The 25,454-nt window shown below is 35.1% G+C and carries 19 protein-coding genes and 1 pseudogene; 7 read left to right on the top strand and 13 right to left on the bottom strand.

What is annotated here, in order from left to right; genetic code table 11:
• Window positions 1-3: 3 nt before the first annotated feature.
• A complete protein-coding gene (locus tag BUC29_RS00900; RefSeq protein ID WP_073412489.1) occupies window positions 4-1,485 on the bottom strand; it encodes a helix-turn-helix domain-containing protein in 1,482 nt (493 codons plus the stop codon).
• A gap of 369 nt (window positions 1,486-1,854) precedes the next feature.
• Here BUC29_RS00900 and aceB point away from each other — a divergent pair, with 369 nt between their 5' ends.
• Window positions 1,855-3,456, top strand: coding sequence for a malate synthase A (aceB, locus tag BUC29_RS00895; RefSeq protein ID WP_073412487.1), 1,602 nt, complete (start codon window positions 1,855-1,857; stop codon window positions 3,454-3,456).
• 226 nt (window positions 3,457-3,682) lie between these two features.
• Complete coding sequence (gene aceA / locus BUC29_RS00890) at window positions 3,683-4,963, top strand: isocitrate lyase (protein WP_073412485.1); 1,281 nt, start codon at window positions 3,683-3,685, stop codon at window positions 4,961-4,963.
• Window positions 4,964-5,044: 81 nt separating this feature from the next.
• Here aceA and BUC29_RS00885 read toward each other — a convergent pair whose 3' ends face one another.
• The 8 genes and pseudogenes from BUC29_RS00885 to BUC29_RS00845 form a co-directional block, all read right to left on the bottom strand.
• On the bottom strand, window positions 5,045-5,620 hold the full coding sequence (locus BUC29_RS00885) for a Crp/Fnr family transcriptional regulator (RefSeq protein ID WP_066032734.1): 576 nt from the start codon (window positions 5,618-5,620) through the stop codon (window positions 5,045-5,047).
• Window positions 5,620-5,940, bottom strand: coding sequence for a DUF6370 family protein (locus tag BUC29_RS00880; RefSeq protein ID WP_073412484.1), 321 nt, complete (start codon window positions 5,938-5,940; stop codon window positions 5,620-5,622). The genes BUC29_RS00885 and BUC29_RS00880 overlap by 1 nt, the downstream gene beginning before the upstream one ends.
• A gap of 2 nt (window positions 5,941-5,942) precedes the next feature.
• Window positions 5,943-7,106, bottom strand: a pseudogene (gene purT, locus BUC29_RS00875) (formate-dependent phosphoribosylglycinamide formyltransferase); the annotation flags it as partial.
• An 885-nt stretch (window positions 7,107-7,991) separates the two neighbouring features.
• The gene (locus BUC29_RS00865) at window positions 7,992-9,860 is read right to left on the bottom strand and encodes a peptidase U32 family protein (protein WP_073412478.1); all 1,869 of its coding nucleotides are present in this window, start codon (window positions 9,858-9,860) and stop codon (window positions 7,992-7,994) included.
• 135 nt (window positions 9,861-9,995) lie between these two features.
• Window positions 9,996-10,571, bottom strand: coding sequence for a hypothetical protein (locus tag BUC29_RS00860; RefSeq protein ID WP_073412476.1), 576 nt, complete (start codon window positions 10,569-10,571; stop codon window positions 9,996-9,998).
• 118 nt (window positions 10,572-10,689) lie between these two features.
• A complete protein-coding gene (locus BUC29_RS00855) occupies window positions 10,690-11,145 on the bottom strand; it encodes a ferritin-like domain-containing protein (RefSeq protein ID WP_073412474.1) in 456 nt (151 codons plus the stop codon).
• Between the two features lie 352 nt (window positions 11,146-11,497).
• Entirely contained in the window at window positions 11,498-12,688 is a 1,191-nt protein-coding gene (locus BUC29_RS00850) for a pyridoxal phosphate-dependent aminotransferase (protein ID WP_073412472.1), read from the bottom strand.
• Window positions 12,689-12,763: 75 nt separating this feature from the next.
• Entirely contained in the window at window positions 12,764-13,861 is a 1,098-nt protein-coding gene (locus tag BUC29_RS00845) for a fatty acid desaturase family protein (protein ID WP_073412470.1), read from the bottom strand.
• A 107-nt stretch (window positions 13,862-13,968) separates the two neighbouring features.
• Here BUC29_RS00845 and rsmG point away from each other — a divergent pair, with 107 nt between their 5' ends.
• Complete coding sequence (gene rsmG / locus BUC29_RS00840; protein ID WP_073412468.1) at window positions 13,969-14,598, top strand: 16S rRNA (guanine(527)-N(7))-methyltransferase RsmG; 630 nt, start codon at window positions 13,969-13,971, stop codon at window positions 14,596-14,598.
• Window positions 14,599-14,666: 68 nt separating this feature from the next.
• Here the strand turns inward: rsmG and BUC29_RS00835 are convergent, their stop codons facing one another.
• Together BUC29_RS00835 and pruA are read right to left on the bottom strand one after the other, a co-directional pair.
• Window positions 14,667-15,398 (bottom strand): hypothetical protein, encoded by a 732-nt coding sequence (locus BUC29_RS00835; RefSeq protein ID WP_073412467.1) that lies wholly within the window; start codon window positions 15,396-15,398, stop codon window positions 14,667-14,669.
• A 341-nt stretch (window positions 15,399-15,739) separates the two neighbouring features.
• Window positions 15,740-17,365, bottom strand: a complete 1,626-nt coding sequence (gene pruA / locus BUC29_RS00830; RefSeq protein ID WP_073412466.1) for an L-glutamate gamma-semialdehyde dehydrogenase — start codon at window positions 17,363-17,365, stop codon at window positions 15,740-15,742.
• A gap of 192 nt (window positions 17,366-17,557) precedes the next feature.
• Between pruA and BUC29_RS00825 the strand changes: the two genes are divergently transcribed.
• From BUC29_RS00825 to pdeM, 4 genes are all read left to right on the top strand, one after another.
• Window positions 17,558-18,598: a ligase-associated DNA damage response exonuclease gene (locus BUC29_RS00825; protein WP_073412465.1), complete on the top strand. Its 1,041-nt coding sequence runs from the start codon at window positions 17,558-17,560 to the stop codon at window positions 18,596-18,598.
• Between the two features lie 189 nt (window positions 18,599-18,787).
• Window positions 18,788-20,389 (top strand): ATP-dependent DNA ligase, encoded by a 1,602-nt coding sequence (locus BUC29_RS00820; RefSeq protein WP_073412464.1) that lies wholly within the window; start codon window positions 18,788-18,790, stop codon window positions 20,387-20,389.
• 184 nt (window positions 20,390-20,573) lie between these two features.
• Window positions 20,574-23,033 (top strand): ligase-associated DNA damage response DEXH box helicase, encoded by a 2,460-nt coding sequence (locus BUC29_RS00815; RefSeq protein ID WP_073412463.1) that lies wholly within the window; start codon window positions 20,574-20,576, stop codon window positions 23,031-23,033.
• Window positions 23,034-23,038: 5 nt separating this feature from the next.
• Entirely contained in the window at window positions 23,039-23,671 is a 633-nt protein-coding gene (gene pdeM / locus BUC29_RS00810; RefSeq protein ID WP_073412462.1) for a ligase-associated DNA damage response endonuclease PdeM, read from the top strand.
• Here the strand turns inward: pdeM and apaG are convergent, their stop codons facing one another.
• Window positions 23,672-24,058 carry a Co2+/Mg2+ efflux protein ApaG gene (apaG, locus tag BUC29_RS00805; RefSeq protein WP_012023834.1) on the bottom strand — a complete coding sequence of 129 codons (387 nt, stop codon included), beginning with the start codon at window positions 24,056-24,058 and terminating at the stop codon, window positions 23,672-23,674.
• Window positions 24,059-24,135: 77 nt separating this feature from the next.
• Window positions 24,136-25,395: a type IX secretion system plug protein gene (locus BUC29_RS00800; protein ID WP_073412461.1), complete on the bottom strand. Its 1,260-nt coding sequence runs from the start codon at window positions 25,393-25,395 to the stop codon at window positions 24,136-24,138.
• Window positions 25,396-25,454: the final 59 nt, after the last annotated feature.

Raw genomic sequence — 25,454 nt, 5'->3', positions numbered from 1 at the left:
GGATTAACTGTATTGATTCATAAACTGCTGCACAACGATATCTGTGTTTTCATGGCGTTTTTTCCTTTCTAAAACAATTGGCGGAGCAGCTCTTTCTAAACAATCTTTTACGGCACAAGTTTCGCAAGTTACACCAACAATTCGTTTTACCAAAGGTTTTCCGTCAATGAGCTTGAATTTCTTTTTCATCGTTGGGTTAATTAAAATTCCAACCGAAATACTTCGGATAGTATCATGCAAAAAAGGATCTTTTGTGGCAGATGAAAAAACTAAATATTCGTTTCCGCTATTGGCATAACTTGAAATTTGGGCATCAAAAAAATGAGGTTTATTTTGTTTGATGGCTTCATCTATCGTTTTAATCGAAACCCATCTTCTGCAATAATGTTCGTTGGTTTCGTTGGCATGCGGTTCCTGCTGGTGCGTAATGTGTAATTCTTTGTTTATCTGATAAAAATCAGAGCCAATTTTATGCGATAATCGTAAGAAGAATAAGTTTTTCAGCTGAAAATCTTTCGGCAATAAATTCGTCAATCGCTGATAAAACGATTCAGGCGAAACCTCAAAACTTTCAATTAACTGAACAAATTCTTCCGGTTTTGGATTTTCATTTTCCAGGAAATTATTGATTTTGTCTACCACTAATTTTCTCGGCAATAATAAAGAGCCGGCAAAATAAGAAGCGTAAAAATTATTCAGAACCTGATCGAAATTTTCAAACTTAATCCACGTGAAAGTAAGAAGGCGATCTGAAATTTTTAAATAATTATAGGCTATTTCTTTGGCTAAAATAAAAGCTTTCTGCGGAGCATCAATTTCGGTTGAAAGCAGTAAAGTTTTGCTTTTCGGAACATAAATCGAACGCAAATCGTCTAAAGCTTCCTGATCTGTAAAAGCAATTTCTTCAATTTTATATTCGTATTCTTCTTTTAGAATATCTTCTAATTCTTCAATACTAATTTTAGAATCCAGATTAATCTGAAATGATTTCGAAAACGAAATTACTTTTTCTTCTAAATCTTCAAAATAATTACTGTGCGCTTCCTGATACGAACGTAAAGCCGCCAAAAAGAAACTTTCACGGCTTAAATTATAATGCTGTGCAATTTCTATTATTGTACTAATAAACGCATTGACTTTGGCAGGAGCATTTGCAATAATATCTATTAAATCAGCTTCCTGAATCCCGAAAAGCTCTAGCGGAATCTCTTTTAAAATTCCGGATTTCAGGATTTCGCCAATCGGAGCAAGGTTGTTATCAAGTTTTAAAGACACCATTTGGTCGTAAGTCACGTCCAAATGCTTGCACAAAAGCAAAATCTTATCCGCTTTGGGGTATTTTTTTCCTTTTTCAATCTCGTTTAAATACGATTTTGAAAGATTGGTCAGTTTGGCCAAACCAAAAAGAGACAAGTTTTTTTGCGTACGAACTTGTTTCATTTTTAGCCCAAAAATCAGCTTTATATAGTCTTTTTCGATATCCATAATCCAAATGTAAGTAATCTAAAAATAATCGCCAAAAAAATATTTTTAAAATTTAGCGAACGTTCGCTTGTTTTGTAAAAAAGTTTTTTCTAATATTGTGGTGTAGAAATTATTATGTATCAGATTGTTATTGTTCAAATGCCATTAAGGGTCGTAATTAAAAAGTGAATTAAACACATAGAAACATAGATTTTAATTTTAAATAAAAGATAAAAGAAAAACTAGTTTTCACACATAGTCCCGATAGCTATCGGGATGTATTAATGCAAGTGAAACGCCTTTTTTAAGTTCAGTAATTCTATGTTTTTATGTGTTAAAATAAATAGCACCCAATGAGTTTAGTTACTAATAAAAATAAAAACCACAGCTATGAAAAACCAATTAGAAATCACTGAAATGGCTATAGAATTCCTGGCCGACAAGAAGCTTGCTTATCCAAAAATCTGGACAGAAGAAGCCACTGCGTTTATGATCGAATTGCACAAAAAATTCGAATCGCAAAGAAAATTACTGCTTTTACAGAGAGAACAGAAACAAGTCACTTTTGATCAGGGAATTATGCCGGTTTTTATTCCGGAAACCAAAAGCATCAGAGAAAGTAATTGGACAGCTGGAGAAATTCCCAAAGATTTATTGGATCGAAGAGTTGAAATTACTGGACCGGTTGACCGAAAAATGATCATCAATGCTTTGAATTCGGGTGCAAAAACTTTTATGGCCGATTTTGAAGATAGCACTTCGCCAACCTGGCAAAACCTGATGGATGGACAAATGAACCTGATAGATGCTGTTAACAAAACCATCACGTTTACTGATTTGATAAAGCAGAAATCGTATCACTTAAATGAAAAAATAGCAACGCTGATTGTTCGTCCAAGAGGTTTGCATCTTCCCGAAAAACATGTTTTAATTGAAGGAAATGAAGTTTCGGGTTCTTTGGTAGATTTTGGATTATATGTTTTTCATAATCATAAAAGACTTTTAGAAAACAATTCCGGGCCGTATTTCTACATTCCGAAATTAGAACATTATCTGGAAGCAAGATGGTGGAATAACGTAATTGATTTTACAGAAGATTATCTAAATCTTAAACGAGGAACCATAAAAGTGACGGTTTTAATTGAAACCATAACGGCAAGTTTTCAGTTGGACGAAATCATTTACGAATTAAAAGAACATATCGTTGGCTTAAACTGCGGGCGCTGGGATTATATTTTTTCTTACATTAAAAAGTTTAGAAAAAATCCAAAATTCATCGTTCCGGATCGTGATCAGGTAAATATGACTTCGCCTTTTATGAATGCGTATTCAAATCTGGTAATTCAGAGATGCCATAAAAGAGGAATTCATGCGATCGGCGGAATGGCTGCGCAAATTCCAATTCGAAATAATGAAGAAGCCAATGCCATCGCTTTCGCGAAAGTAAAAACCGATAAAGAGCGTGAAGTTCGAAACGGTCACGATGGAACCTGGGTAGCGCATCCGGATTTAGTAGCAATAGCAAAAGAGATTTTTGATAAAGGAATGCCAACTCCAAATCAGATTCATATTAAAAGAGAACATCGTAGAATTACAGAAGCCGATTTGATTGAACCGCCAATTGGGCTGATTACAGAAAACGGAGTTAGAAAAAACATCAATGTTGCCGTTTTGTACCTGGCTTCATGGCTAAACGGACAAGGCGCGGCTGCTTTGCATAATTTGATGGAAGATGCAGCAACGGCTGAAATTTCAAGATCGCAATTGTGGCAATGGCTTCAGAATAAAGTGATTTTGGATAACGGACGAAAATTAGATTTGGCTTATTATCATGAATTGGCTTTAGATGAATTTAGAAAAATCAAAGAAGAATTAGGAGAAGAAAATCACGAAAAACAGCAGTTTCCATTAGCCGAAAAATTGCTGGAAAGATTGGTTGTAAATCTGCATTTTGTTGATTTCCTTACGATTCCGTGCTACAAATATTTGTAATTTATTTAAACACATAGAAACATAGGTTTTAATTTTCTATTGAAAAAAGGGAAAAGAAAAAACTAGTTTTCACACATAGATAGCTATGTGTATTTATGTAAGTGAAACGCCTTTAACTACAAAGGATGACTATGTTTCTATGTGTTTAAAATTAAATTCAAAGAAAAAAAGTCACAGTTAAAAACTGAACACTAAAAAACAAACCACTTTAACTTAAACTATACTTATGAAAACAACAGAAGACAGAATTCAGGAATTGATTAACGATTGGATTACGAACCCAAGATGGAAAGGTGTTGAACGCCCTTACACTGCGAGCGAAGTAGTGACACTTCAGGGATCGTATAAAATTGAGCATTCTATTGCGAAAATGGGTGCCGAAAAATTATGGAGAAAGTTAAAAAGTCAGGATTATGTTGCGGGTTTGGGAGCGTTGACTGGAAATCAGGCGATTCAGGAAGTCGATGCAGGTTTAGAAGCGATTTATTTAAGCGGATGGCAGGTTGCTGCTGATGCAAACTTAGCGGGAGAAATGTATCCTGACCAATCGCTTTATCCTGTAAACAGCGTTCCGATGGTGGTAAAAAAGATCAACAACGCCTTATTGCGTGCCGATCAGATTCAGACTGTAAATAATATTGAAGATAAAAAAGATTATTTAGTGCCAATTGTAGCCGATGCCGAAGCGGGTTTTGGCGGAAATTTAAATGCTTTCGAATTAATGAAATCGATGATTGAAGCGGGAGCTTCCGGAGTTCATTTTGAAGATCAATTAAGTTCTGCTAAAAAGTGCGGACACTTGGGCGGAAAAGTTTTGGTTCCAACACAAGAAGCGATTAATAAATTGATTGCAGCTAGATTGGCTTCAGATGTTATGGGCGTTTCAACTTTAATCGTAGCGAGAACAGATGCCGATGCAGCAAATTTATTGACTAGTGACGCAGATCCAAGAGACAGGAAATTTTTAACAGGAGAAAAAACGAGCGAAGGTTTCTTTTATGTAAAAAACGGAATCGAGCAGGGAATCGCAAGAGGTCTTAGCTACGCGCCGTATGCCGATTTAATCTGGATGGAAACGAGTAATCCTGATTTAGATTATGCGAGAAAATTTGCAAAAGCCATGAAAAAAGAATTTCCAGATAAAATGCTGGCGTATAATTGTTCTCCGTCTTTCAATTGGGCAGCAAAATTATCAGTTGCCGAAATGGAAACGTTTAGAGAAGATTTAGCTGCAATGGGATATAGTTTTCAATTTATCACTTTGGCAGGATTCCATGCTTTAAACACAAGTATGTTTGAGTTATCTAAAGCGTATAAAGAACGCGGAATGGCTGGTTATTCTGAATTACAAGAGCGAGAATTCTCTTTACAGAAAAACGGATTCAGAGCAGTAAAACACCAAGCCTTTGTAGGAACTTCTTATTTCGACGCCATTCAAAATACGGTAATGCTTGGAAAATCAGCCATAACAGCAATGGAACATTCTACTGAGGTTGAGCAATTTTAATTTTTTTTCCTGCCACGAATTCACGAATTTTTATTCTCAAAGATTATAAAAAAATAATTTGTGAATTCGTGGCGGAAAATTTTACTTTTTCAAAAGCCTTGCTTTCATTTTACTGAAAAATTCCGGTGTTACACCAATGAAAGAAGCGATTTGTTTTTGAGGAACTTTGTGAACTAATGTTCCGTATTTTTTAGTGAATTTTTCGAAACGTTCTTCTGCGGGTAAACTCAAGTTGTCCATTAATCTTTGCTGATTCGCAACTAAAGAGTTTTCAATCAGAATTCTAAAAAAACGTTCCAGTTTCGGAATTTCAAGATACAATTGTTCCTGATTTTCTTTAGATAACGAAACAACTTCGGCTTCTTCGAGAACTTCAATAAAAAGCTGTCCTGGTTTTTGCGAAAAATAACTGTACATATCGCTCATCCACCAGCCTTCGCAAGCAAAAGAAAGAACGTGTTCAACAATATTATCGTTGATATTGAAACTTCTTAAAATTCCTGAGTTTACAAAATAAGAATGTTTGCAAACTTCGCCGGCATTTAATAAAAGCGTTTTGGCTTTGTAAGTGTTCGTTTCCAATTTAGATAAAAAAAGCGCCTGTTCTTCTGGTGTCAGAGAAACGTGTTTGGCAATATTTTCGAGAATTAATGCCATTATTTTTTATCGTCTATTAAAGTAAATGAAGTTGCTTTGAATCTGTTTCCTTTTATTTCTCCCGTAACTAAAGCTTTACTGATTGCATTGCAGAAACCTTTTTCGGCATGAGCATCTCCATGTTCGTCAATTTTTGTTCCGTCAACGAAATAGCTTTTTCCGTCAATACGAACGGCTAGATCGCAGCTTTTGCCTTTCATTCCGAATTGACATTCTCCGCATGAAGCTTCAACAATAGTTGGTTTGTCAAATTTCTTTTTGTCTTGTGCCTGAACAGCGATTCCAATAAAAAGGAAAGTTGCTAATAATATATTTTTCATAGTTAAGAATTTACAGTTATTAATTTTGCCGTTTCTTTCGCACGTTCAGTTATTTCGTTTATTGGAGTTGAAAGCGTATCATAACTTAAAACAACTCCCATTCTTCGGTAAGGTCTTGAAGTTGGTTTTCCAAAAATTCTAAAATCCGTTTTTGCTAAAGCTGCTACGTTTTCGATTCCAGTAAAAGTTGGATTTGCAGAATCTTCTGATGCTAAAATTACAGCGCTTGCTCCGGCTTTTTCTAAAGTGATTTCGAAAATTGGAAGACTTAAAATGGCTCTTAAATGCAACTCAAATTCGTTGAAATTCTGTGTTCCTGCCAAAGTTACCATTCCGGTATCATGTGGACGTGGAGAAAGTTCTGAGAAATAAACGCCCTCTTTAGTTAAGAAAAACTCAACACCAAAAAGTCCGGCGCCGCCAAGAGCTTCGGTAATTTTTTCAGCCATATCCTGCGCTTCATATAAATCTTTTTCTGAAACTAAAGCCGGCTGCCAGCTTTCCTGATAATCGCCACGTTCTTGTCTGTGACCAATTGGAGCGCAGAATAAAGTCGGGTTATTATTTTGAGTAATCGTTAAAAGTGTAATTTCTGAATGGAAATCGACAAAAGCTTCTACAATGACTTCAATAACGTCGCCACGAGAACCTGCAACGGCATATTGCCACGCTTTTTCAATATCACTTTCTGTTTTGATTGTCGATTGTCCTTTTCCTGATGAAGACATTAATGGTTTTACCACGCAAGGAATTCCAACTTCTTTAACGGCTTTTTGTAATTCTTCTGCTGAGGTTGCATATTGATATTTTGCTGTTTTTAGGCCTAATTCTTTCGAAGCTAAATCACGAATGGCTTTACGATTCATAGTAAAGTTTGCCGCTTTCGCTGAAGGAACAACGGTGATTCCTTGTTTTTCGTAATCGTAAAAACGTTCGGTGCGAATGGCTTCTATTTCAGGAACTATAAAGTCAGGTTTATGTTTGGCTACGATTCTGTCAAGCGCTTCGCCGTCAAGCATGTTAATGACTTCAAAATCGTGTGCGACTTGCATGGCTGGTGCATTTTCGTAACTGTCAACTGCGATTATGGTTTGTCCGATTCGTTGTGCGGCAATGACAAATTCTTTGCCTAATTCGCCTGAACCTAGGAGTAGTATTTTCATTTTGGAGTGTTGTAAATAATGGAGTAGTAAAAGTAGGAAAAAATGTTTTTAACCGCAAAGTTCTATTCGTATGTATTGACGTAGAGGCGCACTGCAGTGCGTCTACACAATCTTGGTTTAACCGCAAAGTTCACAAAGGATTTACGCAAAGAACGCTAAGTTTTGATAATAAGAAAGAAGACAAAGATTCGCAAAGTAATTTTTCCACAATCTTGTCATTTCGACGAAGGAGAAATCTCCACGAGAAACTCTACAAAGATTGGCTTATTGAAAACGGAGCTACTTGCGAAGATTTCTCCTTCGTCGAAATGACAAGATTGTGAGAAATTAGAATTCAAATTAATATAGTTAGTTTTTCTGTGTCGAAATACTTTGCGTAGACGCACTGCAGTGCGTCTCTACAATCTGTACGGATATATTATGTGTTTGTTGAAAATGTTTTGTTGCTGGATGTTATGTAATTTTCAATTATCGATATAGATTATCGTAGAGGCGCACTGCAGTGCGTCTACGCATTCTTGGTTTAACCGCAAAGCTCACAAAGGATTTACGCAAAGAATGCAAAGTTTTGATAATAAGAAAGAAGACAAAGATTCGCAAAGTAATTTTCACAATCTTGTCATTTCGACGAAGGAGAAATCTCCATGAGAAACTCTACAAAGATTGGCTTATTGAAAATGGAGTTACTTGCGAAGATTTCTCCTTCGTCGAAATGACAAGATTATGGAAATGCATAGATTATTTAACCGCAAAGAACGCAATCCCGATAGTTATCGGGAACGCGAAGAACGCAAAGTTATATTTTTATATAAAAAAAGTTCGCAAAGATTTTAAAATAATCTTTGCGAACCTTGCGTATTCCTTTGCGCTCCTTGCGGTTAAACTCTTTTAATGAAAATGATCTTCTTCAATCTCAAATTCAGCATCTTTTTCCCAAATTTCCATTTCGCAGGGTTTGCAGTTGAATTTTAGTTTATACTCCAATTCTCCCTGTTTCAATACTAATGGTTCTTTTACCTTAACACCTACAATATCTTTTTGGTGTATCGGACATTTTTTCAATTCGTATTTGATGCAATATTTGGTTGTCATTACGCGGGATTTTCCTGGATCCCATTGTAATTCAAATGCTTTTTCGATTTCGGTAACACCGTGGCGTTCATAGAATTTACGAGCCGTTTTGTTTGAAACGTTGTACATGAAATCCAGTTTAGTTTCCGGATACGGATGTGACGTTTTTACCAATTGGTGTTCTTCACGAACGTAATTTGCCAGACGAATTTCTGATAATTGTTCGAAAACATTTCTTCTCATTTCATTGATTTTTGAAATAGGAAGGAACCAGTTTTCAGAGAACATTACACTAATTTCATCGGCGCTGTAAGGTGTAAAACCTGTTTTTGCCAATTGAACCTTGATGTTTTCTTCGATCGATTCGCCAGTTTTAGTTTGTTCTTTCGGATGCTCTAATTTTACTGTACTTACATTTCCGTCTTCGTCGGTTGCGATTAATTCAAAACCGTTTTCGTTTTCGGTAAGCAATAAAGTTGTTCCGATTTTACGGATTGCACTGTCTTCTCTCTCCACAATTTTGATGAAAGCAGCGTCGTTATTTCTGTATATGAAAGTTCCGTCTTTGATTTCTTTTAAAACGTTTGGATATACTTTTCCGTTTTCGGCTTTGTTTACGTAGATTCCATCGGCTTCGTTATTTTCGTTTATGAAGCAAAGTCCATCACCGTTGTTTAATAATTCACCGTTTTCGATTTCGTAAGCTCCGCCAACAGTTCTAATTAATTTACCAATATATTGTCCTTTTGATTTTGGACTTTCCCAAGAACCAATCGAGCTGTGTCTTTCGTTTACGAAATAATCGGTATAACCACGATTGAAAGTTCTGCTTAAAGTAGAATCAAAAGTATACGTACATTTTCCAGAAGAAGCTTTAATGTATTTATCACTTCCTTCTAAAAAGCTGTCTAATTTTTGACGTAAATAAGAAACGTTGTTTTTCACGTAAGCGACGTCTTTTAATCGTCCTTCAATTTTAAAAGAAACGATTCCGGCTTCGATCAGATTCGGGATTTGATCTGAAACGTCTAAATCTTTAATCGAAAGTAAGTGACTGTTTCTGATTAAAGTTTCTCCGTTTCCGTCAATTAAGTTATAAGGTAAACGGCAGTTTTGTGCGCAAGAACCACGGTTCGCACTGCGTTCTCCGTTTGCCACACTCATATAACAGTTTCCGCTGAATGATACGCAAAGTGCTCCCGTTACGAAGAATTCTAACTCAACATCAGCGTAATCGTAGATTTCTTTAATTTGATGCAGGTTCAATTCACGCGCTAAAACCACACGTTTGATACCAGCATCTTTAAGGAATTTTATTTTTTCTTTGTCACGATTATTAGCTTGTGTACTGGCGTGAAGTACGATAGGAGGCAAGTCCATTTCCATAATCGCCATATCCTGAATAATCAAGGCATCGACACCAATATCGTATAATTCCCAGATCATCGCGCGACAAGTTTCTAATTCGTTGTCGTACAAAATAGTATTGATAACGACAAAAACCTGAGCATTAAATAAGTGTGCATATTTTACAAGTTCAGCAACATCTTCGATTGAATTGTTGGCGTTTGAACGTGCGCCAAATTGCGGTGCACCAATATACACAGCATCGGCACCACTATTTATGGCTGCGATTCCTCCAATTAAATCTCTGGCAGGAGCTAATATTTCGATTTTCTTCTTCATTTCTAAAACTTTAGACTTTTGTGGTATTCCCGAAAAAAAGTGTGCAAAGGTCTAATAAATTATTTGAGTTTGCTAGTGATGAAGCGATTTTTTTGAATTTGTTAACTTAATATGGAATAATGATAAACGAGATTTTTAATCTAATGCAAAAGAATATCCTGCTGTAAATCCTCCGAAAGATTGCTGAGAAGTTAGATTTCCATAAAAAGAAAATCCAATTTCTATATTATTTTTTGGACCTACTGCAAGTCCAAAACCGATTGGAATATGTGCTACTACACCATTTTTTTTCTCATTAACACAGTTTGTATAGGTTTCAAAAGAGCCTATAGAAGCTCCAATACCTGTTTCTACAAAAGGAGCAACCCAAGGAATAGGAGCACAAAGACGAACTTTTGTTCCAAGAAAAAAAGCATTAGTTTCTACTTTGTAACCTTCTGGGTTTTTAATTTTATCTTCATCTGTTGAGGTAAAAATAGCTCCTGCGTATGGCCTTACGCTAAACCATTTCGTTATACCTACTACATATTCTCCTTGTGTATAAAAACCAAAGCCATCTATTACTTCTGGATTTTCTTCTTTATAATGTGATGTACTTGATCCAAAACCTATTGAAGCTTTGATAAATTTGCCCGTAGTTTGAGCTTTCGAATGAGATGAAAATAATACTGTAAAAATAATAGCAATAAAATAGCGTAGAGTTAATGTCATAATTTTTGGTTTATTTAAATGGTGCGGCGAATGTAAGATTTATTTTGATTTTTTTATAACAAAAAAACCGCCCGATCCGAAGACCAAGACGGTTTTAAAAAAAGCATGAACAAATCGATTAGTTTGCTCTCATTTTTATTTGCGATAAGGTATTTTGAATACCGTTTAATTGTTTTGAAACAACGAAAACCTGACTGTGTTCTAAATGGTTCTCTTCGAGTGCCATTTTGTATTTTTCAATTGCGGCTTCTTCTCCTGTAATACAGGCATTGATAATGGCTTCTGTATCTCCTCCGGTAAAAGAAGATTTAATATCAATCCAGGTTCTGTGTAATGCTCCCAACGGTCCGCCGCCAGAAGTATCAGTTGATTTTCCCAGTTTGTTGATTTCGTCTTGTAATTCTACAATATATAGAGCTCTTTCGCGCGCGTATTCAAGGAAATCAGTTTTCATTGCAGGGTTTTCTACATGTTCGGCTGCATTTGTATATCCTAGTTTTCCATCTTCAAGAATTGAAATTAATCCTTCTAAAGTTTTAACGGTTTCTTGTGTGGTTTCATCTGTATGTATCATGACTAATAGTTTTTAAATTAATACATTACAAAGTTGGCGATTTCTAAAATGTTATGTTTTATAGGATTATGAGCTGAGTTTTATAATATTGTAGAATGGGAATTTTGAAACTTACATTTTTTTGTTTTACGCAGATTTAGCAGATTTTGGCAGATTTTTCTTTTTTGAAAACGAAAGTTTTGCGTGAGGGATAGGAACGGCATCCTTGTGGTGGGGTTCACCACAAAAGATATAGTGGATAGCCTCCCGATAGCTATCGGGATGGAGACACGCCCATAAAAAAACAGCTTAAAGTATAAAAGTGATGAAACTTTTGAACCTTAAGCCGTTTTTAATAAAACTTAGAATGTTTTTATGCAGTCAAAGCTTCTTTGATTCTGCGTAATGCTTCTTTTAAAATATCGTTGCTTGTTGCGTAAGAGAAACGAATACAATTTGGATTTCCGAAAGCATCTCCGGTTACTGTTGCTACGTTTGCCTCAGCTAAAAGATACATAGAAACATCGTTTGCATCTTTGATTTCGTGCCCTTTTAAAGTTTTTCCGAAGAAAGAAGAAACGTCTGGGAATACGTAGAATGCACCTTCTGGAACGTTGATTTTAATTCCCGGAATTTCTTTTAATAATCCAACTACTAAATCTCTACGACCGTGGAAAGCCTGAACCATTTCGTTTAATACTTTTGGATCAGCATCTACTGCAGTGATTGTAGCCCTTTGTGCCACAGAGTTTGCTCCAGATGTTACTTGTCCCTGAATTTTGGTACACGCTTTTGCGATAAATTCAGGAGCTCCAATGTAACCAATTCTGTATCCTGTCATGGCAAATGCTTTTGCCACTCCGTTTACAGTGATTGTTTTTTCTAACATTCCACGAATTGAACCGATACTGCAGAAAGTTCCTGAGAAATTAATGTGCTCATAAATTTCGTCTGCAACTACGTAAATATTTGGATGTTTTTCTAAAACTTTAGCCAATGCTGTTAATTCTTCTCTGCTGTAAACAGACCCAGATGGGTTACATGGAGAAGAGAACCACATCATTTTTGTTTTTGGTGTGATGGCTGCTTCTAATTGTTCCGGAGTAATTTTGAAATCAGTATCTACAGAAGTTGGCACTTCAACCGGAACTCCGCCAGAAAGTTTTACGATTTCGAAATAAGAAACCCAGTATGGTGCTGGTAAAATAACCTCGTCACCATCGTTTAACATTACTTGCGCAATGTTGTATAAAGATTGTTTTGCTCCTGTAGAAACTACAATTTGTGATGGTTTGTAATCTAAATCATTGTCTCTTTTGAATTTTCTGCAGATAGCTTCTTTTAAATCCTGATATCCATCAACTGGAGAATATGTGCTGTAATTATCATCGATTGCTTTTTTAGCGGCTTCTTTAATAAAGTCTGGTGTATTGAAATCCGGTTCACCTAAACTTAAACTGATAATGTCTTTTCCTTGTGCTTTTAATTCTCTTGCCAAAGCGGCCATTGCTAATGTCTGCGAAGTTGCAAGGTTGTTGATTCTGTCCGAAAGAATATGATTCATTATAAAATTTTTGAATGTCCTTAATTTGCTGCGCTTACTAAGGAAGGTTAATTATTAATAGATTTTTTTTAGTTTTTAGACTGATAATTGTGGTTTCATACCCAAATCTCGTAAATGTTTAAAGTGAGCAATAACAGCACTTCTCATTGTTTTATATTCATAATACGGTAAGTTGCATTCTTTTGCTGTTTCCTTTACGATTTGTGCAATTTTACCATAATGAATGTGACTAATATTTGGGAAAATATGATGTTCAATTTGGTGATTTAATCCGCCAGTGTACCAGTTTACGATTGCGTTTTTTGGTGCAAAATTAGTTGTCGTATATAATTGGTGTACGGCCCATGTATTATCCATTTCTCCTAATTCGTTTGGAGAAGGATTTGTAGTATGATCTACAACGTGAGCCAACTGGAATACAATACTCAAAATTAATCCGGCTGTATAATGCATTGCAAAAAATCCTATTAGAACTTTCCACCACGTAATTCCAATTAAAATAGGCAGCACAATCCATATTGATACATAAATCATTTTAGTGATGATTAATGTTGTCCAAAGAATTTTAGGATTTTTTGGTTCACCATACGATAGTTTTCTCTTAAGGTAATTACGCATTTGCTTAAAATCGGTTGTTAAAGCCCAATTGAAAGTTAATAATCCGTATAAGAAAACTGAATAATAATGCTGAAAACGATGAAAACTATACCATTGAGCATGTTCTGTAAAACGAATAATTCTTCCTGCATCCAGATCTTCATCATGTCCGGGAATATTGGTGTAAGTATGATGAAGTACATTATGCTGTACCTGCCAGTTATAAACATTTCCGGCAAGAACATAAATTGTTCCGCCCATAAATTTATTGATCCAGCTTTTATTTGAATATGAACCGTGATTTCCATCGTGCATTACGTTCATTCCAACTCCGGCCATTCCAACTCCCATCACTACAGAAAGTAACAGCATTAGCCAAAAAGGCATATCAAGAGTAAGAATTAAAAAATAGGGAGTCAGGAAAACTGCAAACAGAATAACAGCTTTTAAATGTAATTTCCAATTTCCGGTTTTCTGAATATTATTCTCTTTGAAATAATTGTTTACCCGAGAATTAAGTGTTCTGAAAAACTTCAGATTGTCTTGCCTTGCAAAAGTTGGAGCGGTGTTATTCATAATTAATTTAAATAGTTTTCAAAGGTAATTATTATAAATTTTCAATTTGCAAAATTGAGTTAAATATTTCAATCGTAAAGTAGTACTTTTGTTAAAAATTTACAGCAATGGATGAGATATTGAAATATTTTCCCAATTTGACGGAACTTCAAATAGAACAATTTCAAAAATTAGACTTTTTATACCACGATTGGAACGAGAAAATTAATGTTATTTCGCGTAAAGACATTGATTCATTATATACAAAACACATTTTGCATTCTCTTGGAATTGCAAAAATTATGAAATTTGAACCTGGCACAACTGTTTTGGATGTAGGAACAGGAGGTGGTTTTCCCGGAATTCCGCTGGCGATTCTTTTTCCTGAAACGCGTTTTTATTTAATTGATGTTATTGCCAAAAAAATAAGAGTAGTTCAGGGTGTGGTTGATGCATTGGAATTAAAAAATGTAAAAGCAGAACAAAAACGTGCCGAATTGGTAAAAGGGGATTTTGATTTTATTGTAAGCCGAGCTGTAACCAATATGCCAGATTTTGTTTCCTGGATTAAAGATAAAATCAAAAAACAGCATAAACATACTTTAAAGAACGGAATTCTATATTTAAAAGGCGGGGATCTAGCCGAAGAATTAAAAGATTTTCCAAATGCGACTTTATACGATTTGGCAGAAATATTTGAGGATGAATTTTTTGAAACGAAAAAAGTAGTTCATCTCCCTTTAAAATTTAAACCTTAATTGATTATAAATAAATAACCCGAAAAGAAATTCTTTCCGGGTTATTTTTTGAATTAATAGTTTTGCTATTAAGATGCCTTTCTTGAAAAATCTAAAAAAGGATTTGCTTTTATGTCTAAATTGTCGATAAAATTGTGAATGGCATTTTCCGAAGCTTCAATGCTATATTTGAATTCTGCATCAAAGAAAAATTCTCTGGATACAACAGGTTCATTTGAGGAATCGTATACTGCTTCATCTGTTTCATCAAGATTATCGTAGCTGTATTGACAAGGATACAATCGAATTAATTGTGTAATAGTATCTTGAAACCATTTGTCAAACACTCTCTTTTTTGGTGTTATATGACGGGCAAGTAATATTAATCCAATCAATTCGCTTTGTAGTAAATAAGATCCTTTTCGATATCTTACATCAACCATTCTTACATTCATAAGAGCTATCCATAATGCTCCATTAACACATCCATTGGCAGGTATGTCAAGATCGCAGTCAAATAATAATGGGTTTGTCTGTTCACGATCGTTAATTGAACACCAAAGTGCTTCAATTCGTTTTTGCGTGTCATTTGTAAATTGCGTATAACCTGTAAAACGCCAGTAAACCCATTCTAATAAAGCTGCTGTCAATCCTATAGAAGCTTTATGATTGATTTGCATTAATACATTTTCTAAAGCTTCGTTTCCTTCAAGAGGGTCTAAAAACTCGTCTATTTTCTTTTTTGTCCATTTAAAGTCGATTGGGTGTCCAATACTTTTTGACTCTGAAATTACTTTAGGTACATTGTTTAAATTTCTCATATTTTTTCTATTATTTTTCTTGTATGTATTGTAACTTTTTTACAAAGGCAAATTTATAGTCATGAGTTTTTCCAGAGAGGAACAAGAAGTTTTAAAAATAGTAGAATATGTTTTTTTGGTAATGTATGTTGTTGATAATTAAATACATAAGAAAAGTACTACAATTTTATTAATACAAGAATTGTTAGTATGTAATCCATATATTGCTATTATTTGCCGAATCATAAGATTATGAGTTGTTTATGTGTTTGTGATTACGGTAACAAAAAGAAAAAGCCGGAATTTCAAAATGAAATTCCGGCTTTTATATTATTATAAAAATCTAAATTCTAAAAATTAGATTATCCTAAGAAAGGGTATCTGTAATCTTCTGGAGTCACAAAAGTTTCTTTAATAGTTCTTGGAGAAGCCCAACGCAATAAGTTTAATGCAGAACCCGCTTTATCGTTAGTTCCAGAAGCTCTTGCTCCACCAAACGGCTGCATACCTACAACTGCTCCGGTTGGTTTGTCATTGATATAGAAGTTACCGGCAGAGTTTTGCAATTTAGTTGTAGCCACTTCAATAGCATAACGATCCTTGCTAAATACAGCTCCTGTTAAAGCGTACTCAGAAGTAGTATCTACTAATTCAAGAGTTTCTTCCCATTTAGCATCTTCGTAAACATAAATAGTGATAACTGGTCCGAACAACTCAGTTTCCATTGTAGTATATTTAGGGTTGGTAGTTACAATAACCGTTGGCTCAATAAAGTATCCAACCGATTTATCGTAATTTCCTCCAACAATAATTTCAGCATCAGCATCTTTTTTAGCCTGATCAATATAACTAGCTAATTTATCAAAAGAACCTTCGTGGATAACTGCTGTAATAAAGTTTCCGAAATCTTCCGGAGAACCCATTTTCATCGATTTCACGTCAGCAATTAATTGTTCTTTTACAGCTGGCCATAAGCTTTGTGGAATATAAGCTCTTGAAGCAGCAGAACATTTTTGTCCTTGGAATTCAAAAGCTCCACGAGTAATTCCGGTAACAACTTGTTTTACGTTTGCACTTGGGTGAGCGATGATAAAATCTTTTCCTCCAGTTTCACCAACAATTCTTGGGTACGTTTTATAATTGTGAATGTTTGCACCAATTTTAGCCCAGATATCTTTAAATACGTGAGTTGAACCTGTAAAGTGAACACCAGCAAAATCACGGCTTGCTAAAACAGTATCAGTAATCATTAAAGCATCTCCGAAAACCACGTTGATAACGCCGTCTGGAACTCCAGCTTCTTTGAAAACATCAATAATAATTTTTGCAGAAAATACCTGACTGTCACTTGGTTTCCAAACAACAACGTTACCCATCATAGCAGCACTTGCTGGAAGGTTTGCAGCGATAGCAGTAAAGTTGAATGGAGTAATAGCGTAAACAAAACCTTCTAATGGTCTGTATTCTACACGGTTCCAAACAGAAGAATCTGATTTTGGCTGATCGTTGTAGATTTGAGTCATAAACTCAACATTGTATCTTAAGAAGTCGATTAATTCGCAAGAAGAATCGATTTCTGCCTGATGAATATTTTTAGACTGTCCAATCATGGTTGCAGCGTTGATACGAGCTCTGTATGGTCCAGCGATAAGTTCAGCAGCTTTTAAGAAAATAGCAGCACGCTGTTCCCATGCCATGTTTGCCCATTTTTTTCTTGCTTCAAGTGCAGTAGCAATCGCTTTTTCGATATGTTGTTTTTCAGCTAAATGATACTTTCCAACTACGTGTTTGTGATCATGAGGAGCTGTAATATTTCTTGTATTTCCAGTTTTGATTTCTTCACTTCCAATATATAAAGGAACATCGATCTGAGAGTTCCACATTGTAGTGTAAGCTGCCTGAACAGCTGCTTTTTCTGGTGAGTTCGGTGCATAGCTTTTTACAGGCTCGTTTACCGCTTTTGGTACATGAAAGAATCCTTTTAACATGGGATAAATTATTTTAAAATTTACGAATTGTTTAATTTTTTACAAAAGTACAAATGATAATTTGATTATATCACAATACAATATTAAAAAGTTGTAATTTAATAAACTAATTACACGAAGTTGTAAAACAGGTCTTGGTATAAAGCTTTAAATTTGAGCTACTTCTGAAAAGAATGCTTTAACTGTACTACTATGAAAATACCACTTTTAGCTTTTAACGACAAAGGTATTTACTGCCAGCAGGCAGATGTTTATCTTGATCCGTGGCGTCCTGTAAAGAACGCTATCATCACACATGGACATTCGGATCACGCTCGCTGGGGACATCAAAATTATATTACACACCATACCAATATTCCCATAATTCGTCATCGCTTGGGTGAAATAAATGTAACAGGGAAAGAATGGGGAGAAACTTTCGTCATCAATAATGTAAAATTTTCCCTTCATCCTGCCGGACATATTATTGGAAGTTCACAAATTCGGGTAGAACATAAAGGAGAAGTGTGGGTTTTTACAGGAGATTATAAAACGGAAGATGACGGAATTTCAACGCCGTATGAAGTCGTAAAATGCGACACTTTTATAACCGAATGCACGTTTGGATTACCTGCTTTTAACTGGACACCACAAGCCGAAGTGATTTCGGAAATCAATAATTGGTGGGCAGAAAATAAAGCAGAAGGAAGAACATCAATTCTTTTTGGATATTCTTTAGGAAAAGCGCAAAGACTTTTAAAATACTTAGATACCGATATTGGGAAAATATATACGCACGGCGCGATCGAAAATATGACAAATGTTCTTCGTCCTATGGTTTATTTTCCACCAACCGAATTAATAACCAGAGAAACCAAAAGAGAAGCACTTTTAGGAAATATAGTTCTCGCTCCGCCAAGCGCACACGGTAGTATCTGGATAAGAAAAATGACACCCTTTGTAACCGGAGCAGCAAGCGGATGGATGGCTTTTCGTGGCGCACGACGCAGACGTGCCATCGACAAAGGTTTTGTATTAAGCGATCACTGTGACTGGCATTCTTTATTAGAAAGTATTAAAGCAACTGGCGCAGAGCGAGTAATTTGCACGCACGGTTATACCGATATTTTTGCCAAATATTTAAGAGAATTAGGTTACGATGCCAGAACCGAAAAAACACAATACGAAGGCGAAACTGCCGAAATGGAAAAAGCTGAACTGGATCAGGAAGCACCTATTGTTTCTGAAAATTAATCATCTGAAATAATTAAACACATAGAAACATAGATTAAATTAAAATAAAAAAAAATAGGAGAAAAAACTAGTTTTTACACATAGCTATGTTTATTTAAAAAAAGTGAAACGCCTTTAACTACAAAGAAAATCTATGTCTCTATTTGTTTAAAAATTATACGCAACGAGTTTTAAAATAGTATAATGTAAATGAAAAATTTCGCCCAACTCATAAAAACACTTGACAGTTCCAATAAAACGAATGTAAAAGTCGATGCGCTGACGACGTATTTTAAAAATGCCTCGCCGGAAGATAAAGTATGGACAATTGCGATTCTTTCGCACCGTCGTCCGCCGAGACCTGTAAATACAACTTTATTAAGACTTTGGGCAAACGAATTGGCGAATATTCCGTTATGGCTTTTTGAAGAAAGTTACCATATTGTAGGCGATTTGGCTGAAACTATTGCATTAATTATTCCAACAACAAACGAACATTCTGATAAAAGTTTAACCGAATTTCTTCAGGAAATTATTTCTTTAAAAAGAAAAACCGATTCTGAGAAAAAAGAATATTTACAGCAAAACTGGATGGCGCTTAATTATTATGAGCGTTTTGTTTTTACCAAATTAATCACAGGAAGTTTTAGAATCGGCGTAAGCCAAAAACTTATGACAAGAGCTTTATCAAAAGCAGAAAATGTAGATGAAGATGCGCTGGCTTATAAATTAATGGGAAATTGGAATCCGAATACGATTACGTTTCAGGAATTGATTCTGGATGAAAAAAGTTCCGATTATTTATCTAAACCTTACCCATTTTATTTGGCGTATCCAATTGAAGGCGAAATCGAAGACTTAGGAAATCCCGAAGATTGGTCCATCGAACATAAATGGGACGGAATTCGTTCGCAGACCATTATTCGTGACAATGAAATTTACGTTTGGTCAAGAGGCGAGGAGCTGGTTAGCGATAAATATCCGGAGTTTCAGTCTTTCGCAGAAATTATTCCAAACGGAACTGTAATTGATGCCGAAATTTTGGCTTTTCCCGATAATCAAATTGGCACCTTTAATGATTTGCAGGCCAGAATTGGACGAAAAACCATATCGGCAAATCTCTTAGAAAAAGTTCCCGTAATTCTAAAAGCATACGATATTTTAGAATGGGAAGGAAAAGATATTCGAAATCTTCCGTATATAGAAAGAAGAAAATTACTAGAAGATTTGTACAATGAAATTAAAGACTTAACAACCTCATTCCGACTTTCAGAAAGAATTTCTTTAACTTCATGGGAAGATGTGACAAAAGAAAGGGAACGCGCCCGTGAAATGAGAAGCGAAGGCTTAATGCTGAAACGCAATACTTCGCCCTATCAGGTTGGAAGAAAAAAAGGCGATTGGTGGAAATGGAAAATCGAACCTTTAGTAATTGATGCCGTTCTTACTTACGCAATGCGCGGACACGGAAGACGCTCGAATTTGTTTACCGATTATACTTTTGCGCTTTGGCAAAACAATGAAAACGGCGAAAAAGAACTCGTCACTTTCGCGAAAGCCTATTCCGGTTTAACCGATGCCGAATTCAGAAAAGTCGACGATTTTATAAAGAAGAATACTTTAGAACGCTTTGGTCCTGTTCGAAGCGTAACGCCAAAATTAGTTTTTGAAATTGGTTTTGAAGGAATTTCACTTTCAAAAAGACATAAAAGCGGAATTGCAACAAGATTTCCAAGAATTTTGAGATGGCGACAAGACAAAAAAATAGAAGAAGCCAATTCTATTGAAGATTTAAAGAATATGATTTCGTAATAGATTGAAAAAATATTTAACACATAGAAACATAGGTTTTAATGCGAAAAAAAAGAGTTTAGAAAAAATCTAGATTTTAACACATAGCTATGTTTATTTATGCAAGTGAAACGCCTTTATGCGGTTCAAAAAACTATGTTTCTATGTGTTTAAGTTAATTATGCGATAAGTCAAAATATTATAAATGAATAGGGACGAATTATATCTATTAGCCGAAAATTGGTTCAAAAGTCAGGGTTGGAAATCTTTTCCTTTCCAGACGCAAACCTGGACGACTTTTCTGCAAGGAAAAAACGGTTTATTAAACGCTCCAACCGGAAGCGGAAAAACCTATGCTTTGTGGTTTCCTGTAGTTCTCGATTACATCAAAAAAAATCCCGATTATAAAAGCAAGCACAAACCCGGATTAAAAGCAATCTGGATTACGCCCTTACGAGCGCTTTCTGTAGAAATAAAACAAGCCGCAGAACGAATTATTACCGATTTAAATTTGCCGTTAACCGTTGGAATTCGGTCTGGAGATACTTCGCAAAGCGAAAGAGCGAAGCAGAAAAACAAAATGCCCGATCTTTTAATTACAACGCCCGAAAGTTTACAGCTTTTGTTAGCATCAAAACAATACGAAAAAACGTTTGCGAATTGTGGTGCAATCGTAGTTGATGAATGGCACGAATTAATGGGAACCAAACGCGGTGTGCAAATGGAATTGGCACTTTCGCGATTAAAAACAATTGCGCCAAAAATGCGAATCTGGGGAATTTCTGCTACGATTGGGAATCTCGAATTGGCACAGGAAGTTTTGTTGGGTCATGATACGGAAGCCTATAAAAACTCGGTTTTGATAAAAGCCCACATCAATAAAAAAATAAAAATAGAATCCATTCTACCTGAAAAAATGGAAACCTATCCGTGGCGCGGACACATGGGTTTACATTTGATTGATGAGGTTGCAAAAATCATCCGAAGAAGTAAAACAACTTTGATTTTTACCAATGTACGTTCGGCTTGCGAGATTTGGTTTCAGGCGATTTTAGATAAATATCCTGAATTTGCCGGAGAAATGGCCATGCATCACGGAAGTATAAGCAGAGAAACCCGTTTGTGGGTTGAAGATGCCATTAGAAACGAAGAATTAAAAGTCGTAGTCTGTACTTCGAGTTTAGATCTAGGTGTTGATTTTGCACCTGTTGAAACCATTATCCAGGTTGGCGGACCAAAAGGTGTCGCGAGATTTCTGCAAAGAGCAGGACGAAGCGGACACCAGCCGGGAAAAGAAAGTATGATTTATTTTCTCGCCACACACGCAATGGAATTGATAGAAGCTTCGGCATTAAAAAAAGCAGTTGCCAAAACCGTTGTCGAAGATCGAATGCCATATCTAAACAGCTGGGATGTTTTGGTTCAATATTTAAATACGCTAGCAGTTTCTGACGGATTTTTTCCAGATGAAATTTTTGAAGAAGTAAAAACAACTTTCTGTTATCAAAATATAACCAAAGAAAACTGGAATTGGATTTTAAATTTCATTACAAACGGAAGCCAGAGTTTACAAGCTTACGACGAATTTAAAAAAGTAGAAATCGAAGAAGATGGACGTTATAAAATCAACAGCCGATTCATTGCCATGCATCACAGAATGCAAATGGGAACTATTGTAGGCGATGCTGTTTTAAACGTAAAATTTCTTGGCGGAGGATTTATAGGAACTGTCGAAGAATGGTTTGCTTCAAAATTACAAAGAGGAGACGTTTTTACTTTTGCCGGAAGACGACTTGAATTGTTTCAGATAAAAAACATGCAGGTTTTGGTTCGAAAAGCCGATCCTAAAAAAACAGCGAGAGTTGTGAGCTGGATGGGAGGCCGAATGACTTTATCAGCACAAATGAGTGAATTGCTTCGGGAAGAATTATATACGGCAAACACAGATAATTTAACTCCTGAATTAAAAGCTTTAAAACCTATTTTTGACAGACAGCGAAAAGAAAGTATTGTACCCAATAACAATGAATTCTTAATCGAAACGTTTAAAACACGAGAAGGTTATCATGCTATTTTTTATCCGTTTGAAGGTCGTTATGTTCATGAAGCAATGGCGAGTTTAATTTCGTATCGAATTAGTTTGCTGTCGCCAATCACATTTTCTCTGGCGTATAATGATTACGGATTTGAACTGCTTTCTGATCAGGAAATTGATATGGAATCGGTTTTTGATAATAATTTATTCACGACAGAATATGTGCATCATGATTTACAGAAAAGTTTAAATTCAACCGAAATGGCGCGCCGAAAATTCAGGGATATTGCCGTAATCGCCGGTTTGGTTTTTACCGGAATGCCCGGAAAACCCGTTAAAACAAAACATTTACAAAGCGGTTCGCAATTGCTTTTTGAAGTTTTTAGAGATTACGAACCCGATAATTTACTTTTGCAGCAGGCTTTTATCGAAACCTTTGAACATCAGTTGGAAGAAGGCCGTTTGATTCAGGCAATGGAAAGAATTAACAGTCAAAATATTGTCTGGAAACAATGCAAAAAACCAACGCCGTTTAGTTTCCCTATAATTACAGATCGTTTGCGAGAGAAAATTTCAAGCGAAACTTTGCAGGAAAGAATTAAAAAAATGACGGCAAGTTATATGAAATAAAAAATATGAATATCAATATCAACAATCAAAATTTTGTTTTACATCAATCCGGTGCTGCTTTTTGGGAAGAAAAGAAAATCCTCTTTATTTCTGATTTGCACTTGGGAAAAATTGCGCATTTCAGAAAACACGGAATGGCGATTCCTGAAAAAGCAGTTCTGGAAAATTTTACCCGATTAAATGAAGTATTACATTTATTTGATGCTGAAACTATTATTTTCCTCGGAGATTTATTTCACAGTAAAATTAATAACGAATGGAATTTTTTCTCCGATTGGACTAAAACCGTTTCGCAGCAGATTATTTTAGTTGAAGGCAATCACGACATCATCTCAAAGAAAAACTATGCCGATTTAAATATCGAAATCTACGAAGAATTAATTATTGATGATTTTCTTTTAACTCATCACCCAACAACAAGAGAAAACTTTTTTAATTTATGCGGGCACATTCATCCTGGTATAAAATTAAAAGGTTTAGGAAAACAGTTTTTGAGTTTATCGTGCTTTTTTAGAAAACCGCATCAAATGATTTTTCCTTCTTTTGGAGAATTTACAGGCAATTTTTATTTATTTCCCGAAGAAAATGACAAAGTTTACGCTATTACTAACGATGAGGTAATCGAAATAAAACGTTGATTAGTTTAATGCGAAAGGAGCACACATTCTAAAAGTAGGCACAATTACTTTGAATGTTTTAGTTGTTGTGAAATTGATCATATTAAAATGACCTTTCATAGCACCATAAGGAGATGATAATAAACAGCCAGAGCTGTAAGTATGGTTTTCGCCTGGTTTTAAAACCGGTTTTTTACCAATAACACCTTCGCCGTCAACAATATCTAAGTCATTTAAAGAATCGAAAATCTCCCAGTGGCGAGAAGTTAATTGTACAGAATCTTTACTATGATTTTCGATTGTAACTACATAACTAAAAGCAAAATGAATCTTGTAGTTTTTGAAGTAAGTGCCTTCAAAACTAGTTAAAACTGATATTTTTATGCCTCGAGTAATTTGAGAAACCATACTAACCTAGTAAATCTGTGTGTTATAGGTACAAAGCTACGAAAAAAAACTAGGAAACCTAAAACCTTAACAATGTTTTAATTAACTATATTTATGGAGTTTGCGTTGCCTTTTCCAATCACTCTTTGATAACGATCTACACTTTCTTTGTAATAAACTAAAATCGTATACTCATTTTCTGTCTGATAAAAATTACCGTCAATCGCATTTTCATAGTCAATATTTCCCTTTTTATCTGCAACTGTATATTGAAAATTAGTAAATCCCTGTTTGATCATAACAGCCTTTTCAAAAACAGCTTTATCCGTATTGTAATCCATTTTATATTCTGGCGAAAGGCTGTAATTATTGAACATACCGGTAATATAAATATCTTTATTAAGTCTGAAAGCCGGTGCCGAAAGAGTAAAATAAACCCAGGCATAATCGGCCTCAATGCTGTTGTCTGAACCATTTATGTTTTTTACAACAAAATTTCCGTTTACGTCATCATAGTTGGTATAAATCTGGTTTCCTCTTGCAGCATTGGTATACAAATACGCATTGTAAATATCGCTGTTAGAACCAATTCTTCCCACATTATTATTGGCGGCACGAATGTCTTTATTTTCAAAATATAAAAATTCATTTCCGCCCCAAAACTGAGTCTCTCCGTCATATTTATAAACCAGTTGATTTCCAATTGTGTATTGCGGAGGAATATTTTTAATCGCAGTATTAAAATTTCCGTTTTGCAATAAAAGCACTTTTACATTTTGTGTTGGCGTCTGAAACGTAATATCGTTTGAAGCAATTGTAAAATCCAGATTTTGTTTATAATCAATATTGCTGAGGTTTCGGGTTCTTCTTACCTGTGCGGCAACCGTACAATGTTCTTCATAAACAATAAACTTTCTCGAGAAAACTACTTCTTTATCTTCATTTAAAATTTTCAAAATATAATTTCCTGATAATCTAATTTGATTCACGAATTGATTTGGAAAAGAAAGTCGGTAATGCGAATATATTTGCAGTGTATTAAAAGAATTAGAATAATCCATAATTCGCTGTCCGTCAAAGCCTCTCAGATAATCCGTTTTAGGAATATCTGTTGGTTTCCAGTTATAATCGCAATGTGTGATTTCAAAATAATAATTGGCCTCGTTACCAAATAAATCATCAAATTGGAATTCAAATGAATCGCCTAATGGAAATATAGGAACAACATTGTTGCCATTCTGAACAAAAGTTACGGTTTTGATATTATATGGAGGAACTACTTCTGTTTGTATTTCCTGGGCTTTCGCCGAAGTAAAAATAAAAAGCGCAATTAAGCTTTGATATAAAAATTTTGGCATCTTATTACGTTGTAAGATTGTAAATATAAGAATTTTATTAAACGTAATAAGATGCCATT

Origin of the sequence: Flavobacterium defluvii (assembly GCF_900129555.1) — a bacterium.
Lineage (GTDB): Bacteria > Bacteroidota > Bacteroidia > Flavobacteriales > Flavobacteriaceae > Flavobacterium > Flavobacterium defluvii.
Note: the sequence above shows the minus strand (reverse complement) of the source record. Positions and strands in the feature narration are given on the sequence as shown.